At 64.5% G+C, this 15188-nt stretch carries 11 protein-coding genes and 2 rRNA genes; 1 reads left to right on the top strand and 12 read right to left on the bottom strand.

Annotated elements, in window-relative coordinates:
• Window positions 1-13: 13 nt before the first annotated feature.
• The 8 genes from mraY to coq7 all read right to left on the bottom strand — a co-directional run bounded on the left by mraY (window position 14) and on the right by coq7 (window position 8727).
• Window positions 14-1183, bottom strand: coding sequence for a phospho-N-acetylmuramoyl-pentapeptide-transferase (gene mraY, locus GQ57_RS12800; protein WP_006477019.1), 1170 nt, complete (start codon window positions 1181-1183; stop codon window positions 14-16).
• 16 nt (window positions 1184-1199) lie between these two features.
• A complete protein-coding gene (locus tag GQ57_RS12795; RefSeq protein WP_034198041.1) occupies window positions 1200-2606 on the bottom strand; it encodes a UDP-N-acetylmuramoyl-tripeptide--D-alanyl-D-alanine ligase in 1407 nt (468 codons plus the stop codon).
• Window positions 2603-4141 carry a UDP-N-acetylmuramoyl-L-alanyl-D-glutamate--2,6-diaminopimelate ligase gene (locus GQ57_RS12790; protein ID WP_034198040.1) on the bottom strand — a complete coding sequence of 513 codons (1539 nt, stop codon included), beginning with the start codon at window positions 4139-4141 and terminating at the stop codon, window positions 2603-2605. Before GQ57_RS12790 ends, GQ57_RS12795 begins: the two co-directional genes overlap by 4 nt.
• On the bottom strand, window positions 4138-5985 hold the full coding sequence (locus tag GQ57_RS12785) for a peptidoglycan D,D-transpeptidase FtsI family protein (RefSeq protein WP_034198039.1): 1848 nt from the start codon (window positions 5983-5985) through the stop codon (window positions 4138-4140). The genes GQ57_RS12790 and GQ57_RS12785 overlap by 4 nt, the downstream gene beginning before the upstream one ends.
• The gene (gene ftsL / locus GQ57_RS12780) at window positions 5982-6323 is read right to left on the bottom strand and encodes a cell division protein FtsL (RefSeq protein ID WP_031398957.1); all 342 of its coding nucleotides are present in this window, start codon (window positions 6321-6323) and stop codon (window positions 5982-5984) included. Before ftsL ends, GQ57_RS12785 begins: the two co-directional genes overlap by 4 nt.
• Window positions 6320-7261, bottom strand: coding sequence for a 16S rRNA (cytosine(1402)-N(4))-methyltransferase RsmH (rsmH, locus tag GQ57_RS12775; RefSeq protein WP_034198038.1), 942 nt, complete (start codon window positions 7259-7261; stop codon window positions 6320-6322). The genes ftsL and rsmH overlap by 4 nt, the downstream gene beginning before the upstream one ends.
• Before the next feature lie 23 nt (window positions 7262-7284).
• Entirely contained in the window at window positions 7285-7713 is a 429-nt protein-coding gene (mraZ, locus tag GQ57_RS12770; protein ID WP_006400450.1) for a division/cell wall cluster transcriptional repressor MraZ, read from the bottom strand.
• A 387-nt stretch (window positions 7714-8100) separates the two neighbouring features.
• Complete coding sequence (gene coq7, locus GQ57_RS12765; protein WP_034198037.1) at window positions 8101-8727, bottom strand: 2-polyprenyl-3-methyl-6-methoxy-1,4-benzoquinone monooxygenase; 627 nt, start codon at window positions 8725-8727, stop codon at window positions 8101-8103.
• A 277-nt stretch (window positions 8728-9004) separates the two neighbouring features.
• On the opposite strand from coq7, the gene GQ57_RS12760 reads away from it, so the two are divergent.
• Window positions 9005-10156 (top strand): porin, encoded by a 1152-nt coding sequence (locus tag GQ57_RS12760; RefSeq protein ID WP_034198036.1) that lies wholly within the window; start codon window positions 9005-9007, stop codon window positions 10154-10156.
• Window positions 10157-10546: 390 nt separating this feature from the next.
• Here the strand turns inward: GQ57_RS12760 and GQ57_RS12755 are convergent, their stop codons facing one another.
• From GQ57_RS12755 to GQ57_RS12740, 4 genes are all read right to left on the bottom strand, one after another.
• The gene (locus GQ57_RS12755; RefSeq protein WP_031403690.1) at window positions 10547-12220 is read right to left on the bottom strand and encodes a long-chain fatty acid--CoA ligase; all 1674 of its coding nucleotides are present in this window, start codon (window positions 12218-12220) and stop codon (window positions 10547-10549) included.
• Window positions 12221-12356: 136 nt separating this feature from the next.
• The gene (locus GQ57_RS12750; RefSeq protein WP_031403691.1) at window positions 12357-14432 is read right to left on the bottom strand and encodes a molybdopterin-containing oxidoreductase family protein; all 2076 of its coding nucleotides are present in this window, start codon (window positions 14430-14432) and stop codon (window positions 12357-12359) included.
• Between the two features lie 318 nt (window positions 14433-14750).
• A 5S ribosomal RNA gene (gene rrf, locus GQ57_RS12745) occupies window positions 14751-14863 on the bottom strand.
• A gap of 154 nt (window positions 14864-15017) precedes the next feature.
• Window positions 15018-15188, bottom strand: a 23S ribosomal RNA gene (locus GQ57_RS12740); the annotation flags it as partial.

The following is a 15188-nucleotide window of genomic DNA, read 5'->3' as shown; positions in this document are numbered from 1 at the left end:
TGTTACCTTTCCTTTACCGCAGCTTGAGGGTGGTCAGACCGAACAGGCACAGCATCAGCGTGATGATCCAGAAACGCACGACCACCTGCGTTTCCTTCCAGCCGGACAATTCGAAATGGTGATGCAGCGGCGCCATCTTCAGCAGGCGCCGCCCTTCGCCGTAACGCTTCTTCGTGTACTTGAACCACGAAACCTGCAGCATCACCGACAGCGTTTCGGCCACGAAGATGCCGCCCATGATGAACAGCACGATTTCCTGGCGCACGATCACCGCGACCGTGCCGAGCGCGCCGCCGAGCGCCAGCGCGCCGACGTCGCCCATGAACACCTGCGCGGGGTGCGTGTTGTACCAGAGGAACGCGAGCCCTGCCCCGCCCATCGCGGAACAGAAGATCAGCAGTTCGCCCGCGCCCGGAATGTGCGGGAACAGCAGGTATTTTGAATAGACCGCGCTGCCCATCACGTACGCGAACACACCCAGCGACGCGCCGACCAGCACGACCGGCATGATCACGAGACCATCGAGGCCATCGGTCAGGTTCACCGCGTTGCTCGCGCCCACGATCACGAAGTAGGTCAGAACGATGAAGCCCCAGACGCCGAGCGGATAGCTGATCGACTTCAGGAACGGCAGCATCAGGTCGGCGCGCGCCGGCAGCCCCATCGACAGCCCGCTCCGCACCCACGCCATGAACAGGTCGAACACGCGCACGTTGTTCGCCTCGGACACGCTGAACGCGAGGTAGACGGCCGCGAACAGCCCGATCACCGATTGCCAGAAATACTTTTCACGCGACGACATCCCGCGCGGATCCTTGTGGACGACCTTGCGGTAATCGTCGACCCAGCCGATCACGCCGAAACCGAACGTGACGAGCATCACGATCCAGATGAAACGGTTCGTCAGGTCGCCCCAAAGCAGCGTCGCGACCGCGATGCCGATCAGGATCAGCACGCCGCCCATCGTCGGCGTGCCCGACTTGACGAGGTGCGTCTGCGGGCCGTCCTTGCGCACGGCCTGACCGACCTTCATTTGCGTCAGCTTGCGGATCACCCAGGGTCCGCACACGAGCCCGATCCCGAGCGCGGTGATGGTGGCCATCACCGCACGGAACGTGAGGTACGTGAACAAGCGCAAAAAGCTTGCGTCTCCTTGCAGCCATTGCGCCAGCGCCAGCAGCATGCTTCCTTCCTTCTACTCAGTGAGCGACGGGCGCCGTGCCCGCCGCGGGTTGATTCGTCAGCGCGTCGACCACGCGCTCCATCTTCATGTACCGCGAACCCTTCACGAGCACCGTCGCCTGCGCGCCGTAGCCCGCCGCGAGCAATGCGTCGACCAGCGCGCCGACATCGCCGAAATGGCGCGCCGCCTCGCCGTACGCCGCGCATGCATCGCGCGATGCGTCGCCGAGCGCGAACAGCGCGTCGATCCCGCGCTCGTGCGCGTAGGCGCCGATTTCGCGATGGAATGCCGGCCCTTCGTCGCCCACCTCGCCCATGTCGCCGATCACCAGCACGCGCGGCGACGGATGGGCGGCGAGTACGTCGATCGCGGCCCGCATCGAATCGGGATTCGCGTTGTACGTATCGTCGACGACCGTCGCGCCCGCGAGGTTGCCGGCGACCGCCCGCTTGACCTGCAGCCGGCCCTTGACCGGCTCGAACGCTTCGAGGCCCCGCTTGACCGCCGCCAACGCGACGCCGGCGCCCAGCGCCGCGGCTGTCGCGGCCAGCGCATTGCGCGCGTTGTGCTCGCCGAGCGCGCGCAACCGCACCGTGACGGCGCCCGCCGGCGTGTCGATCGCGAGTTCGCCGCCGTGCAGGCGGCCGATGACCTGCGCATCGTTCTGCCGCTCGGCGTCGTGCAGCGCGAAATCGAGGATCCGGTTGCCGGTCGCCGCGACACGCCAGATGCCCGCATACGCATCGTCGGCCGGGAACACCGCGACGCCGTCCGGCGGCAGCGCGTGAATCACGGACGCGTGTTCGAGGGCGACGGCTTCGACCGTCGCCATGAATTCCTGGTGCTCGCGCTGCGCGTTGTTGACGAGTGCGACCGTCGGCGCCGTGAGGCGCGCGAGGATTTCGGTCTCGCCCGGGTGGTTCATCCCGATCTCGATCACCGCGAGACGATGCGCGGCCGACAGGCGCAGCAGCGTCAGCGGCAGACCGACGTCGTTGTTCAGGTTGCCCGCCGTCGCGAGCCGTGCGTCGGCGCCGACCGCAGCCGCGAAGATCGACGCGATCATTTCCTTGACGGTCGTCTTGCCGTTGCTGCCCGTCACCGCGACGAGCGGCAACGGGAATCGTTTGCGCCAGCCGTGTGCAAGCGCGCCGAGCGCGGCACGTGTTTCACCGCCCACGATCGCCGGCATCGTCACGCCGGCCGGCACGTGCTCGACCAGCGCCGCGGCCGCGCCGCGCGCGGCGACATCGCCGAGGAACGCATGCGCATCGAAGCGCTCGCCCTTCAGCGCGACGAACAGGTCGCCCGGGCCGGCCGTGCGGCTGTCGGTCGACACGCGGTCGAACGTGACGCCCGCATCGCCGAGCACCGTTGCGCCCGGAATCAGACGGGCGGCTTCGCCGAGACTGAGCATCGTCATTCGGCGCCTCCCTTGCCGTGCGTCGCCCGCGCCGCCAGCGCGAGGCGCGCGTGATCCTGATCGGAGAACGTCCGTTTCTTGCCCATGATTTCCTGCGTGGCCTCGTGGCCCTTGCCGGCCAGCACGACGACATCCTCGCGCGCCGCGCTGCGCACGGCCTGCAGGATCGCGCTCGCGCGATCCTCGATGCGGCGCGCGTGTTCGGGCGCGGTCATGCCGGCGACGATCTGGTCGATGATGCGCTGCGGATCCTCGCTGCGCGGGTTGTCGCTCGTGACGACGGTTTCGTCGGCGAGCCGCTCCGCGATCGCGCCCATCAGCGGACGCTTCGTCGCGTCGCGATCGCCGCCGCAGCCGAACATGCAGACGAGCCGGCCGCCGCGCGCCGCCGCGATCGGGCGCAGCGCGTCGAGCGTCTTCTCGAGGGCGTCGGGCGTGTGCGCGTAATCGATCACGACGAGCGGTTCATCGTTCTGCAGCCGGCCACCGAGCCGCTGCATCCGGCCGTTGACCGACTCGAGCCGCGCGACCTCGGCAAGCGCCGCGTCGAACGGCACGTCGGCCGCGAGCAGCGAGCCGAGCACGGCGAGCAGGTTGCTGACGTTGAACATGCCGAGCGTGCCGACTTCGACGTCCGCGTCGCCCCATGACGAACGCAGCCGGAATGCGGTGCCCGTCGCGGTGGCGCGCACGTCGAGCGCGACCAGTTCGCGATCGGCATCGGGTGCCGGCGCGTCGCCGATCCCGTATGCGATCGTACGCACGCGGCCGGCCAGCTTCTCGAGCAGGCGGCGGCCGGCGGCGTCGTCGCGATTGACGACCGCCGCACGCAGGCCGCGCCACGCGAACAGCTTCGCCTTGGCGGCTTCGTACGCATCGAACGTGCCGTGATAGTCGAGGTGATCCTGCGTGAGGTTCGTAAACACCGCGATGTCGAATGCCGTCCCGTTCACGCGCCCCTGATGCAGCGCATGCGACGACACTTCCATTGCCACGGCCTTCGCACCGGCGTCGCGCAATTGCGCGAGGCTGCGCTGCAGCTGCGGCGCGTCGGGCGTCGTGAAACCGGTCGGCACGAGCTGGCCGGGCATCCCGGTGCCGAGCGTGCCGATCAGCGCGCACGGCTGGTGCAGCGCCGTCAGCGCGGTGGCGATCCAATGCGTGCACGACGTCTTGCCGTTCGTGCCGGTCACGCCAACCGTAAGCAGGCTGTCGCTCGGGTCGCCGTACCAGCCGCTCGCGATCTCGCCGGCGAGCTGGTCGAGCGCCGGCACCGCCAGCGAGACGGGCACGGCCGGCGCCGCGGCCAGCCCTTCCGGCTGGTACAGCACGGCAGCCGCGCCGCGCGCGACGGCGTCGATCGCGAACGCGCGATTGTCGGCCCCGTCGACCGCATAGGCGAGAAACACGTCGCCAGCCTTGAGGCTGCGCGTGTCGGCATGCAGTTGCGCTGCGGGGGCCACATGCTGACGCAGCCACGCAAGCGCGGCTGCGATCTGCTGATGCGCCGGATGAGAACTGCGGGCGGCGCTCATCGAACCACTCCTGGTGAATTACGTGTCGTGCTGGATACGATCATATGCTTCGCGCCGCTCCCCGCGGCCAGCTTTTGCGGGCCCGCTGCGGAAGGCGCCGCAGGCGAATCGTCGGACACGACGAGCTGCTTGATCGGCATGTTCGGCGGCACGTTCAGCGCCCGCATCGTGTCGCCGGCAATCGCCGAGAATACGGGGCCGGACACCTGGCCGCCGAAGTGGCTGCCGGCGGTCGGCTCGTCGACCGACACCGCGATCACGACGCGAGGATTCGGCATCGGCGCCATCCCGACGAACGACGCGCGGTACTTGCGTGTGTAGCCGTGACCTTCGTGCTTGTACGCGGTACCGCTCTTGCCGCCGACGCGGTAGCCGGGCACGGCTGCGTCAGGCGACGTGCCGCCCGGCGCGACCACCGTCTCGAGCATCGCACGCACTTCGCGCGCGGTGGTCGGCGTAAACACCTGCGTCCCCGTGATCGGCTGATTGGGGTCGGTCTTGAAAATGGTCACGGGCATCAGCTCGCCGTCGTGCGCGATCGCCGTGTAGGCACGCGCGAGCTGGAACAGCGACACCGACAGGCCGTAACCGTACGACATCGTCGCCTGCTCGATGCGCCGCCAGCTCTTCCACGGCCGCAGACGGCCGGCCACCGCGCCCGGAAACCCGACCTTCGGCGCCTGGCCGAGGCCGATGCTCGTATACATGTCCCACATTTCCTCGGGCCGCATCGTCATCGCGATCTTCGTCGCGCCGATGTTGCTCGATTTCTGGATCACGCCGCCGACCGTCAGCGTGCCGAAGCCCGCGTCGTCGGTGATCGGCGCGCCGTCGAGCACGAAATGCCCGTTACCCGTTTCGACGAGCGTGTTCGGCGTCACGCGATGCAGGTCGAGCGCGAGCGACACCGTAAACGGCTTCATGATCGAGCCCGGCTCGAACACGTCGGTCATGATCCGGTTGCGCAGCTGCTCGCCCGTCATGCGCGAGCGGTCGTTCGGGTTGTACGTCGGGTAGTTGACGAGCGCGAGCACCTCGCCGGTGCGCACGTCGACCACCATCGCCGCGCCCGCCTTCGCCTTGAACTTGTCGACGGCGGCCTTCAGGTTCGCGTATGCGATGTACTGGATCTTGCTGTCGATCGACAGGTCGACGTCGGTGCCGTTGTGCGGCGGGATCTGTTCGGCGACGTCCTCGACGATGTGCCCCATCCGGTCCTTGATCACGCGACGCACGCCCGACGTGCCGGACAGCAGCTTCTGGTCGCCGAGCTCGACGCCCTCCTGCCCTTCGTCCTCGACGTTCGTGAAACCGATCAGGTGGGCGGTGATCTCGCCTTCCGGATAGAAGCGCTTGTATTCGTTGCGCTGATAGATACCGGGAATGTCGAGCGCGGCGACCTTGTCCGCGACGTCGATCGGCACCTGGCGCTTCACGTAGACGAAACCCTTGTCTTCCGACAGTTTCACGCGCAGTTCCTTCGGCGTCATGCCGAGGAGCTGGCCGAGCTGGTTGACCTTGCCGGCGTCGAGATCGTCCGGCACCGCGTCGGGAATCGCCCAGATCGCGCGCACGGGCAGGCTCGTCGCGAGCACGAGCCCGTTACGGTCGAGGATCTTGCCGCGCGTCGCGGGCAGCTCGATCGTGCGCTGATAGCGGCTTTCACCCTGCTTCTGATAGAACGCGTTGCCGGGGCCCTGAATCCAGAATGCCCGCGCGGCCAGCGCGACGAACGCCATGAACAGCAGGAACACGACGAGCTTCGAGCGCCACATCGGCAGATGCACGCCCAGCACGGGGCTCGACGAGAACTTCACGTTCTGGCGTTTCGGCGACGGTTTCATCGCGCGCCCCCCTTGCCCTTGCCGGCCGCGTCGGCCGACGCCGGAATCGGCGCATCGGTCGCCTTCGCGGCGCCCGGCGACAGCGTCAGGTATTGCGTGCGGCCGGTCGAGATCGGCTGCATCTTCAGCGAATCGTTCGCGAGCTGCTCGATGCGCGACGTCTTCGACAACGCGCTCTGCTGATACTGGAGCTGCGCGTAGTCCTGCTGGAGCTGACGCTCCTGCGACTGCGCGCGCTGCAGCTGGATGAAGATCTGGCGCTGCTGGTTCGTCGAGTTGACGACCGACAGCGCGCAACCCATCACGATGATCAGCAGGAAGATGTTGAAGCGGCTCATGGCGTGACGCGCTCCGCAATGCGCATCACGGCCGAGCGGGCACGCGGATTCGCCGCCACTTCCGCTTCGCTCGGGAAATGACGGCCGATGATCTTGAGCGGCGGGCTCGGGAGGTCGACGGCACGGATCGGCAGGCGACGATCGACCGCGGGCGCGTTCGCGTGCGCCTGCATGAATCGCTTGACGATCCGGTCCTCGAGTGAATGAAAGCTGATGACCACCAGCCGCCCCCCTTGCTCCAGCAACGACAGTGCCGCGTCTAGTACGACTTGCAGGTCCGCAAGCTCTTGATTGACGTGAATCCGTATAGCCTGAAAGGTGCGGGTTGCCGGATCCTTGCCCTTCTCACGGGTTTTGACGACGTGACCCACGATTTGGGCAAGCTCGCCCGTGGTGTCGAGAGGCCCAAGACGGTCGGACTCTGCCCGGCGAGCAACAAGCGCCTTTGCAATCTGAAAAGCAAACCGTTCTTCCCCATAATCCCGTATCACCTCCGTCAATTCCTGCACCGAAGCCCGCGCGAGCCATTCCGCGGCCGACTCGCCGCGCGTCGGATCCATCCGCATGTCCAGCGGACCATCGGCGCGGAAGCTGAAGCCGCGCGCCGGATCGTCCACTTGCGGCGAGGACACGCCCAGATCGAGCAACACACCCGACACCTTCTCGACGCCGCGCGCCGCAAGCGCATCGCGCATCGATGCAAAGCTGTCATGCACGATCGAGAAGCGGGCATCCGCGATGCCCTCCGCCGTCTCGATCGCCCTCGGATCCTTGTCGAACGCGATCAGCCGCCCGGCCGGCGCCAGCCGCGCGAGCACCGCGCGACTATGACCGCCGCGCCCAAAGGTGCCGTCGACATACACGCCGTCCGGTCGCATCACGAGCGACTCGACCGCTTCGTCCAACAGCACCGTCCGATGCTGCAATTCGTTTCCCATCGCGGGCGTCTCCGTCACCGCAATCAGAACGTGAAATTCTTCAGCGCGTCGGGCATGCCCTGCGCCATCGCCGCCTGCTCCTTCGCGATGTAGGTCTGCGAATCCCACAGCTCGAAGTGACTACCCATTCCCAACAACATGACTTCCTTTTCCAGTCCGGCTGCCATGCGCAGCTCGGGCGATACAAGAATCCGGCCCGCGCTGTCGAGATCGACGTCCATCGCATTGCCGAGAAAAATTCGTCGCCACCAATGCGCGTCCATCGGCAGCGCGGCGATCTTGGCGCGGAATACTTCCCATTCGGGGCGCGGAAACAGCAACAGGCAGCCGTCCGGGTGCTTGGTCACAGTCACCCGTCCTTCTGCCTGTCCTTGCAGCGCTTCGCGATAGCGAGCCGGCACCGACATCCGCCCTTTCGCATCGAGCGTCAGCGCCGACGCCCCTTGGAACACTTTCCGCTCTCCCGTTCAGGGCACCGAAGCACCCGCTCCATGCTGAGAATTTAGCCGGAACAGCCCGCTAAATCACACAAAAATACACTTTCTCACACTGTCTCCCACTTTAGAGGAAGGGTGTGGCACGGTCAAGGGAGCGGCCCGCTTTTTTGACGAATTTTGTTAGTTAGAACAAGGACTTACGCGCACATGCTCATGCGACCCCTCATTCTAAAAACCGTTATAAATGAATGAACTAGTGCAACTTGTGAAGGTGATACGTGAGAAAGACGAGCCAGACGGGTGTGCGGGCGGGGCTTTCGGGGGCGGGAAAACGCGGAATAAACGGGCGGTATCGGGGGCGGTGAACCCGGGGCGGCGTCGCGCGTCGCCCCGGTGCAAATCTCACAGATAGTACGCAGTGCTCGTCATGACTTTCGACGCGGCGCGCATCAGCATCCGCGCGGGCAGCGGCAGCTCGGCCCCGCCCGCGTCGGTCGCGGCCTTGCCGTGCTTCACTTCGTCGATCCGCATCTGGTCGACGATCGCGCGCGACGCGGTATCGGCCGCCGGCAGCTCGGACAGATGGCCCTCGAGATGGCTCTCGACCTGCCGCTCCGTCTCGGCCATGAAGCCGAGGCTGACCTTGTCGCCGAGCGTACCGGCCGCCACGCCGATCGCGAGCGCGCCGGCATACCACAGCGGGTTCAGCAGGCTCGGACGCGAATCGAGCTCCTTGAGCCGGTGCGCCGTCCACGCGAGGTGATCCTCTTCCTCGCGCGCCGCTTCCTCGAACATCGCCTTCGCCGACGCCGTGCGCGCGGTGAATTTCTGAGCCTGGTAAAGCGCCTGCGCGCAGACCTCGCCGACGTGGTTCACGCGCATCAGCCCGGCGGCATGCGTGCGCTCGGCGGGCGTCAACTCGACGGCCGGCGCCTCCGCCGGCACGGGCACCGGCCGGCTCATCCGGCTAATGCCGGCCAGCGATCGCAGGCCGCGATCGAATTCGCTGATCAGTTCATCCAACACCATCCTGTTCTCCTGGCTGCATGTGTGCCGCCGCGAGCGGCAAGGGCACGAGTCCGCTGCGTAACCGACTTGATTATTCAGCGGAAATTGCGGTTAACCCGTGATTGTAACCATTGTTGCATAAAGGAAACATGGCGACCTTGAGCTGCGGCATTTCGCTTTGTGGCAAAAAACGGTTTTGCTACATTACGTGCGACTTCTTGCGAAGTTGATGGGGCCCGTCGACAGAACATAACTATCGGCCCCGCCAGAAAAATTCGGTAATTTTGGAGATCCGTTAATGAAAAAGTCGCTTCTCGCGCTCGTCGCGCTGGGCGCGTTCGCTGGCGCTGCCCATGCGCAAAGCAGCGTGACGCTTTACGGCATCATCGATGAAGGTCTGCTCTTCAACAACAACGCAGACGGCAAGCACCTGTACAGCATGGCCAGCGGCGTGATGCAAGGCAGCCGCTTCGGCCTGCGCGGCACCGAAGACCTCGGTGGCGGCCTGAAGGCGATCTTCACCCTCGAAAACGGTTTCGACGTGAACAGCGGCAAGCTCGGTCAGGGCGGCCTGATGTTCGGCCGTCAGGCTTACGTCGGCCTGTCGAGCAACTACGGCACGGTCACGCTGGGCCGCCAGTACGACTCCGTCGTCGACTTCGTCGGCCCGCTCGAGGCAGGCGACCAGTGGGGCGGCTACATCGCCGCTCACCCGGGCGACCTCGACAACTTCAACAACGCGTATCGCGTGAACAACGCAGTCAAGTTCACGAGCCAGACGTACAACGGCTTCTCGTTCGGCGGCCTGTACAGCTTCGGCGGCCAGGCAGGCCAGTTCTCGAAGAACCAGGTCTGGTCGCTCGGCGCAGGCTACAACAACGGCCCGTTGGTGTTGGGCGTCGGTTACTTGAACGCCCGCACGCCGAACCAGTTCGGCGGCATGTTCAACAACGGCTCCGCGTCGGCGTCGGTCTCGTCGCCGGTCTACGGCACGTACGCGAACAACGCGAACACGTACCAGGTCATCGGTGCCGGCGGTGCGTACACGTTCGGCGCAGCAACGGTCGGCGCGACGTACTCGAACACGAAGTTCAAGGGCTTCTCGGCCGGTCCGTTCGTGAACCAGACCGCAACGTTCAACAACGCCGAAGTCAACTTCAAGTACCAGCTGACCCCGGCGCTGATTCTGGGCGCAGCGTACGACTACACGCAAGGCAGCAAGATCGACGGCAATTCGGCAGCCAAGTACCACCAAGGCTCGCTGGGCGTCGACTACTTCCTGTCGAAGCGCACGGACGTCTACGCAATCGGCGTGTACCAGCACGCATCGGGCAACGTGCTCGACGCGGATGGCAACGTCATCCAGGCAACCGCTTCGATCAACGGTCTCACGGGCTCGAGCACCAGCAACCAGGTCGCAGCGCGCATCGGTATCCGTCACAAGTTCTAATCAGCTTGCCTGACAAGCCGCAGCATCTTGAAGGCGCCTTCGGGCGCCTTTTTCTTTTTCGCGGCACAGCCGCCCGGGCCCGCACGCCGGGGATCTGCCGGCCATGACGCGCTTCTTCGCACGAACAGCGCGCGGGGTGGTGGCTGGTGGCTGGTGGCTGGTGGCTGGTGGCTGGTGGCTCGTGGCTCGTGACTCGTGACTCGTGACTCGTGACTCGTGACTCGTGACTCGTGACTCGTGACTCGTGACTCGTGACTCGTGACTCGTGACTCGTGACTCGTGACTCGTGGCTCGTGGCTTGGCAACCGAGAACTTCACCTGTCCGATCCGTGCTTGCGCCACAAAACAAAAAAGCCCGGCGCGAGCCGGGCTTTCCGTTGAACCACATCGTTACGCGCGTCCGTCGCGCAACTCGCGCCGCAGGATTTTGCCGACGTTGGTCTTGGGCAACTCGGTGCGGAACTCGACCAGCTTCGGCCGCTTGTAACCGGTGAGCCGCTCCTTGCAGTACGCCAGGATGTCCTTGTCGGTGAGTGCCGGATCCTTCTTCACGACGAACAGCTTCACCGCCTCGCCGGAATGCTCGTCCGGCACGCCGACCGCCGCCACCTCGAACACGCCCGGGTGCGACGCCACCACGTCCTCGACTTCGTTCGGATAAACATTGAAGCCGGACACGAGGATCATGTCCTTCTTCCGGTCGACGATCTTCACGTAGCCGCGCGCATCCATCACGCCGACATCGCCCGTCTTGAAAAAGCCGTCGGGGAACATCACCTTCTCGGTCTCGTCCGGACGGTTCCAGTAGCCGGCCATCACCTGCGGCCCGCGGATGCAGATCTCGCCGGGTTCGCCCAGCGCGACGTCGTTGCCGGCATCGTCGCGGATCGCCACTTCGGTCGAAGGCAGCGGCAGACCGATCGTCCCGCTGTATTCGGTCGCGGTCACCGGGTTGCAGGTCGCCACCGGCGATGTTTCGGACAGGCCGTACCCTTCGATGATCGCCGTGTGCGTCTTTTCATACCAGCGCTTCGCGACGCCTTCCTGGATCGCCATCCCGCCGCCGTTGGCGATCACGAGCTTCGACAGGTCGAGCTGATTGAATTCGGGATGGTTCAGCAGCGCGTTGTACAGCGTGTTGACGGCCGGAATCGTCGAGATCTGATAGCCCTTCAATTCCTTGATCATGCCGGCGATGTCGCGCGGGTTCGGGATCAGGATGCCCATGCCGCCCGTACGCAGGGTCAGGAAACCGCAGACGGTCAGCGCGAACACGTGATACAGCGGCAACGCGACGACCGTCACGAACTGTTTCACCTCAGGGAATTTCTCGTGAGCCGGCTGGTGCCAGGCGCCGGCCTGCAGCACGTTCGACACGATGTTCCGGTGCAGCAGCGTCGCGCCCTTCGCGACACCGGTCGTACCACCCGTGTATTGCAGGAACGCGACGTCGTCGGGGCCGACCTTCTGCGGCTTGAACGACTGGCGCGCCCCTTCCGACAGGGCGGCCTTGAAGCGCGTGAACGACGGCAACTGCCACGCGGGCACCATCTTCTTCACGTTGCGCACGACATAGTTGACGAGCCACCCCTTGATGCCCAGCAGGTCGCCCATCGATGCGACGACGACGTGCTTGACGGCCGTATTGGCGATGACGGCCTGTAGCGTCGATGCGAAATTCTCCAGGATGACGATCGCTTCCGCGCCGCTGTCCTTCAACTGATGTTCGAGTTCGCGCGGCGTATAGAGCGGGTTCACGTTGACGACCGTGTAGCCGGCACGCAGTACCGCGGCGATTGCCACCGGATACTGCAGCACGTTCGGCATCATGATCGCGACGCGCGCGCCGCGCGCCAGCCCGCGCGATTGCAGCCAAGCGCCGAACTGGCGCGACAGCGTGTCGAGTTCGCCGTACGTGATGCCCTTGCCCATGCAGACGAACGCCGTGCGGTCGCGATACTGCCGGAAGCTTTCGTCGAGCAGGTCAGGAACGGAGGGGTAAGGAGACGCGTCAATTTCGGCTGGAACGCCGGGTGGGTACGATTTCAGCCAAATTTTGTCCATACTGCGCGTCTCCTCACAGATTTTCGAATGGTCGTGCTAAAACGCATCGTAACGGCTGGACCGCCCCGAGACAACAGGGTTAGATGTCCACTTCGAACTTCCGCCGATATTCGTCTGCTCATACGGTGATATTCGATCAAATTCGCTCAATCTCCACAAGGCAATCGTAAAAAGTCGCCGAATTGCCGAGATCGGTCAACGCCTGGCTCGTCACCTCGTTTGCATTCCGGCCGTCCGGCGACAGCTTCTTCCACCAGATCGACAATCCGACGACGAGCCCCGGACGTGCGCGATCGGTAATTCTCGCAAGCGCCTGCATCGATCCGCGGTCGTTGAAGATGCGGACGAGATCGCCGTCCGCAATGCCGCGCGCCCCGGCGTCGGACGGGTGAACGTCGAGATGCGGCTCCCCTTCCGTGTTGCGCAGACTGTCGACGTTCACGAACGTGCTGTTCAGGAAATGGCGGGCCGGCGGCGAAATCATCGCGAGCGGAAAGCGCGCGGCGAGCTCGGGCGCGGCCTCGGCGGATTCGAACGGCGGCAGGTAGTCGGGCACGGGATCCATGCCCATCTGCTCGAGTCGCGGGCTGTAGAACTCGCACTTGCCGGACGGCGTACGAAAACCGCCATTCGCGAACGGCGCCTCCGGCAGCTTGAGCTTCAACCAGCCGGCCTGTTTCAGCGTGTTCCAGTCGCTGTCGAGCGCGGGATCGTCCCAGCGGAGCGCCGCGCGCGCGACCTCCTCGTCACTGTCGTGGAGCGCAGGCTCTTCGAGGCCCATGCTGCGCGCGATGCCGCGAAAGATCTCCGTGTTCGGCCGCGCCTCACCCACCGGAGGAATCGCCGGCAGGTTCGCCATCACATAGGTATGCCCGTACGATTTATGGATGTCCAGATGCTCGAGTTGTGTGGTCGCCGGCAACACAATGTCGGCGAAATCGACGGTATCTGTCTTGAAATGCTCGAGAACGACCGTAAACAGATCCTCCCGCGCGAATCCGGCGGCGACCTTGGACGAATCCGGCGCAACCGCCACCGGGTTCGAGTTGTACACGACTATCGCTTCGACCTTCGGCCCGAAGATCGCATCTCCCGGGTGCAGCAGCGCGTCCCCGATCGCGTTCATGTTGACGATGCGCGGCAGCGTGTGCGGCCAGCCAGGCATCAGATCCGGGCGCAACAATGCCGCCTGGTTGACCGGCGCCGATTCCGATGACGAGAGCAGCAACCCGCCAGCCCGATCCCGCCACGCGCCCGTTAGCGCCGGCAAGCTTGCAATCGCGCGTACGGCGTTGCCACCGCCGCGAACGCGCTGCATGCCGTAGTTGAGGCGAATCGATGCCTTGCGCGTGGCGCCGTAACGACGGGCGAGATCGACCAGCTCCGTCGCGTCGATACCGCAGATCTGCGCGACGCGTTCGGGCGGATAGGACATCGCCCGCTCCTTGAGCGCGTCGAAGCCCAATGTATGGCTGGCGATATAGTCGTGGTCGAGCAGGTCTTCGACGATCAGCACATGCATCATGCCCAGGGCAAACGCCCCGTCGGTGCCCGGTTTCAGCGCGATATGCTGATGACACTTCTCCGCCGTCAGCGAACGATACGGATCGATGGCGACAAGACGCGCCCCGCGGCGCTTCGCTTCCTGCGCACGCGTCCAGAAGTGCAGGCTCGATGCGATCGGGTTCGCGCCCCATATCAGAATCAGTTCGCTTTCCTCGAAATGCTCGAGGTGCATGCCGAGACTGCCGCCATACGTGTACCGCAACCCCGCGGCACCGGCTGCCGCGCAAATCGTGCGCTCGAGCCGCGATGCGCCGAGCTTGTGAAAGAACCGCTGTGCAATGCCCTCGCCCTGCACGAGCCCCATCGTTCCCGCATAGCTGTAGGGCACGATCGCTTCCGGCGCGCGCGCCGCGATTTCCCCGAGACGGCGGCCGATCTCGTCCAGTGCCTCGTCCCAGCTGATCGGTGCAAAATGCCCGGCCCCTTTCGCGCCGACGCGCCTGAGCGGAACGGTGAGGCGGTCGGGGTGATGAACACGATCAGCGTATCGACTCACTTTCGTGCACAACACGCCTTGTGTCGGCGGGTGATCAGGATCGCCCGTGACCTTGATCGCCTTGCCATTTTCGACGGTCACGCGCATGGCGCACGTATCCGGACAATCATGCGGGCACACAGCCCGAGCTATCTGGGTGGCGGCGTTCATCGTTTCGAGTACAGGGATGGGGTTCGCAGATTTTACGTGGCCACACCGGCCAAGGCGTCTATTTCCTGCGAATTACGGGCTATTCGATCGGAAAATGCCTGGAGGAAAAGAGGGATGAGTTGCGGCCTTGACCGGGGATGCACGCGAAAAGCCGGAGGATCACGAATGATATCGGCTATTTATTGGTGATCCCCAGAACGACAACGAGCAAGACGAATGTGCAAATTCCGACTCGGTAACCGTCACGAATCCGCCCACATTTCCGCCGCTGAAATGCAAAAACCCCCGCCTTTTGGGCGGGGGTTTCTGGCTTAGGGAGCCTGACGATTACCTACTTTCACACGGGAATCCGCACTATCATCGGCGTAGAGTCGTTTCACGGTCCTGTTCGGGATGGGAAGGGGTGGGACCGACTCGCTATGGTCATCAGGCAAAGAGGGTTGTTGCGCTGGCTTCGCAGCACAACCAATCTTGGAAGAAGCAGTAATTTTGAGTTGTGTGTATCACACACGAGAATCCAACTTGTCGCTTTGGATCGCAGCCAGTGCTTGCGCACGGCGCCGATCTACAAGGCAGACTTGTTATAGGATCAAGCCTTACGGGCAATTAGTATCAGTTAGCTGAACGCATTACTGCGCTTACACACCTGACCTATCAACGTCCTGGTCTCGAACGACCCTTCAAGGGGATCTAGTCCCCAGGGATATCTCATCTTAAGGCGAGTTTCCCGCTTAGATGCTTTCAGCGGTTATCTCT

Origin of the sequence: Burkholderia sp. MSh2, from assembly GCF_000731655.1 — a bacterium.
Taxonomy (GTDB): domain Bacteria; phylum Pseudomonadota; class Gammaproteobacteria; order Burkholderiales; family Burkholderiaceae; genus Burkholderia; species Burkholderia paludis.
Note: the sequence above shows the minus strand (reverse complement) of the source record. Positions and strands in the feature narration are given on the sequence as shown.

Bases quoted from the DNA above. Each gene is read 5' to 3' on its own strand.
- GQ57_RS12755 (WP_031403690.1), bottom strand. From the start codon at position 12,220: ATGGACAAAATTTGGCTGAAATCGTACCCACCCGGCGTTCCAGCCGAA.
- coq7 (WP_034198037.1), bottom strand. From the start codon at position 8,727: ATGGTGTTGGATGAACTGATCAGCGAATTCGATCGCGGCCTGCGATCG.
- rsmH (WP_034198038.1), bottom strand. From the start codon at position 7,261: ATGGGAAACGAATTGCAGCATCGGACGGTGCTGTTGGACGAAGCGGTC.
- GQ57_RS12790 (WP_034198040.1), bottom strand. From the start codon at position 4,141: ATGAGCGCCGCCCGCAGTTCTCATCCGGCGCATCAGCAGATCGCAGCC.
- mraY (WP_006477019.1), bottom strand. From the start codon at position 1,183: ATGCTGCTGGCGCTGGCGCAATGGCTGCAAGGAGACGCAAGCTTTTTG.
- GQ57_RS12760 (WP_034198036.1), top strand. From the start codon at position 9,005: ATGAAAAAGTCGCTTCTCGCGCTCGTCGCGCTGGGCGCGTTCGCTGGC.
- GQ57_RS12795 (WP_034198041.1), bottom strand. From the start codon at position 2,606: ATGACGATGCTCAGTCTCGGCGAAGCCGCCCGTCTGATTCCGGGCGCA.
- GQ57_RS12750 (WP_031403691.1), bottom strand. From the start codon at position 14,432: ATGAACGCCGCCACCCAGATAGCTCGGGCTGTGTGCCCGCATGATTGT.
- ftsL (WP_031398957.1), bottom strand. From the start codon at position 6,323: ATGAGCCGCTTCAACATCTTCCTGCTGATCATCGTGATGGGTTGCGCG.
- GQ57_RS12785 (WP_034198039.1), bottom strand. From the start codon at position 5,985: ATGAAACCGTCGCCGAAACGCCAGAACGTGAAGTTCTCGTCGAGCCCC.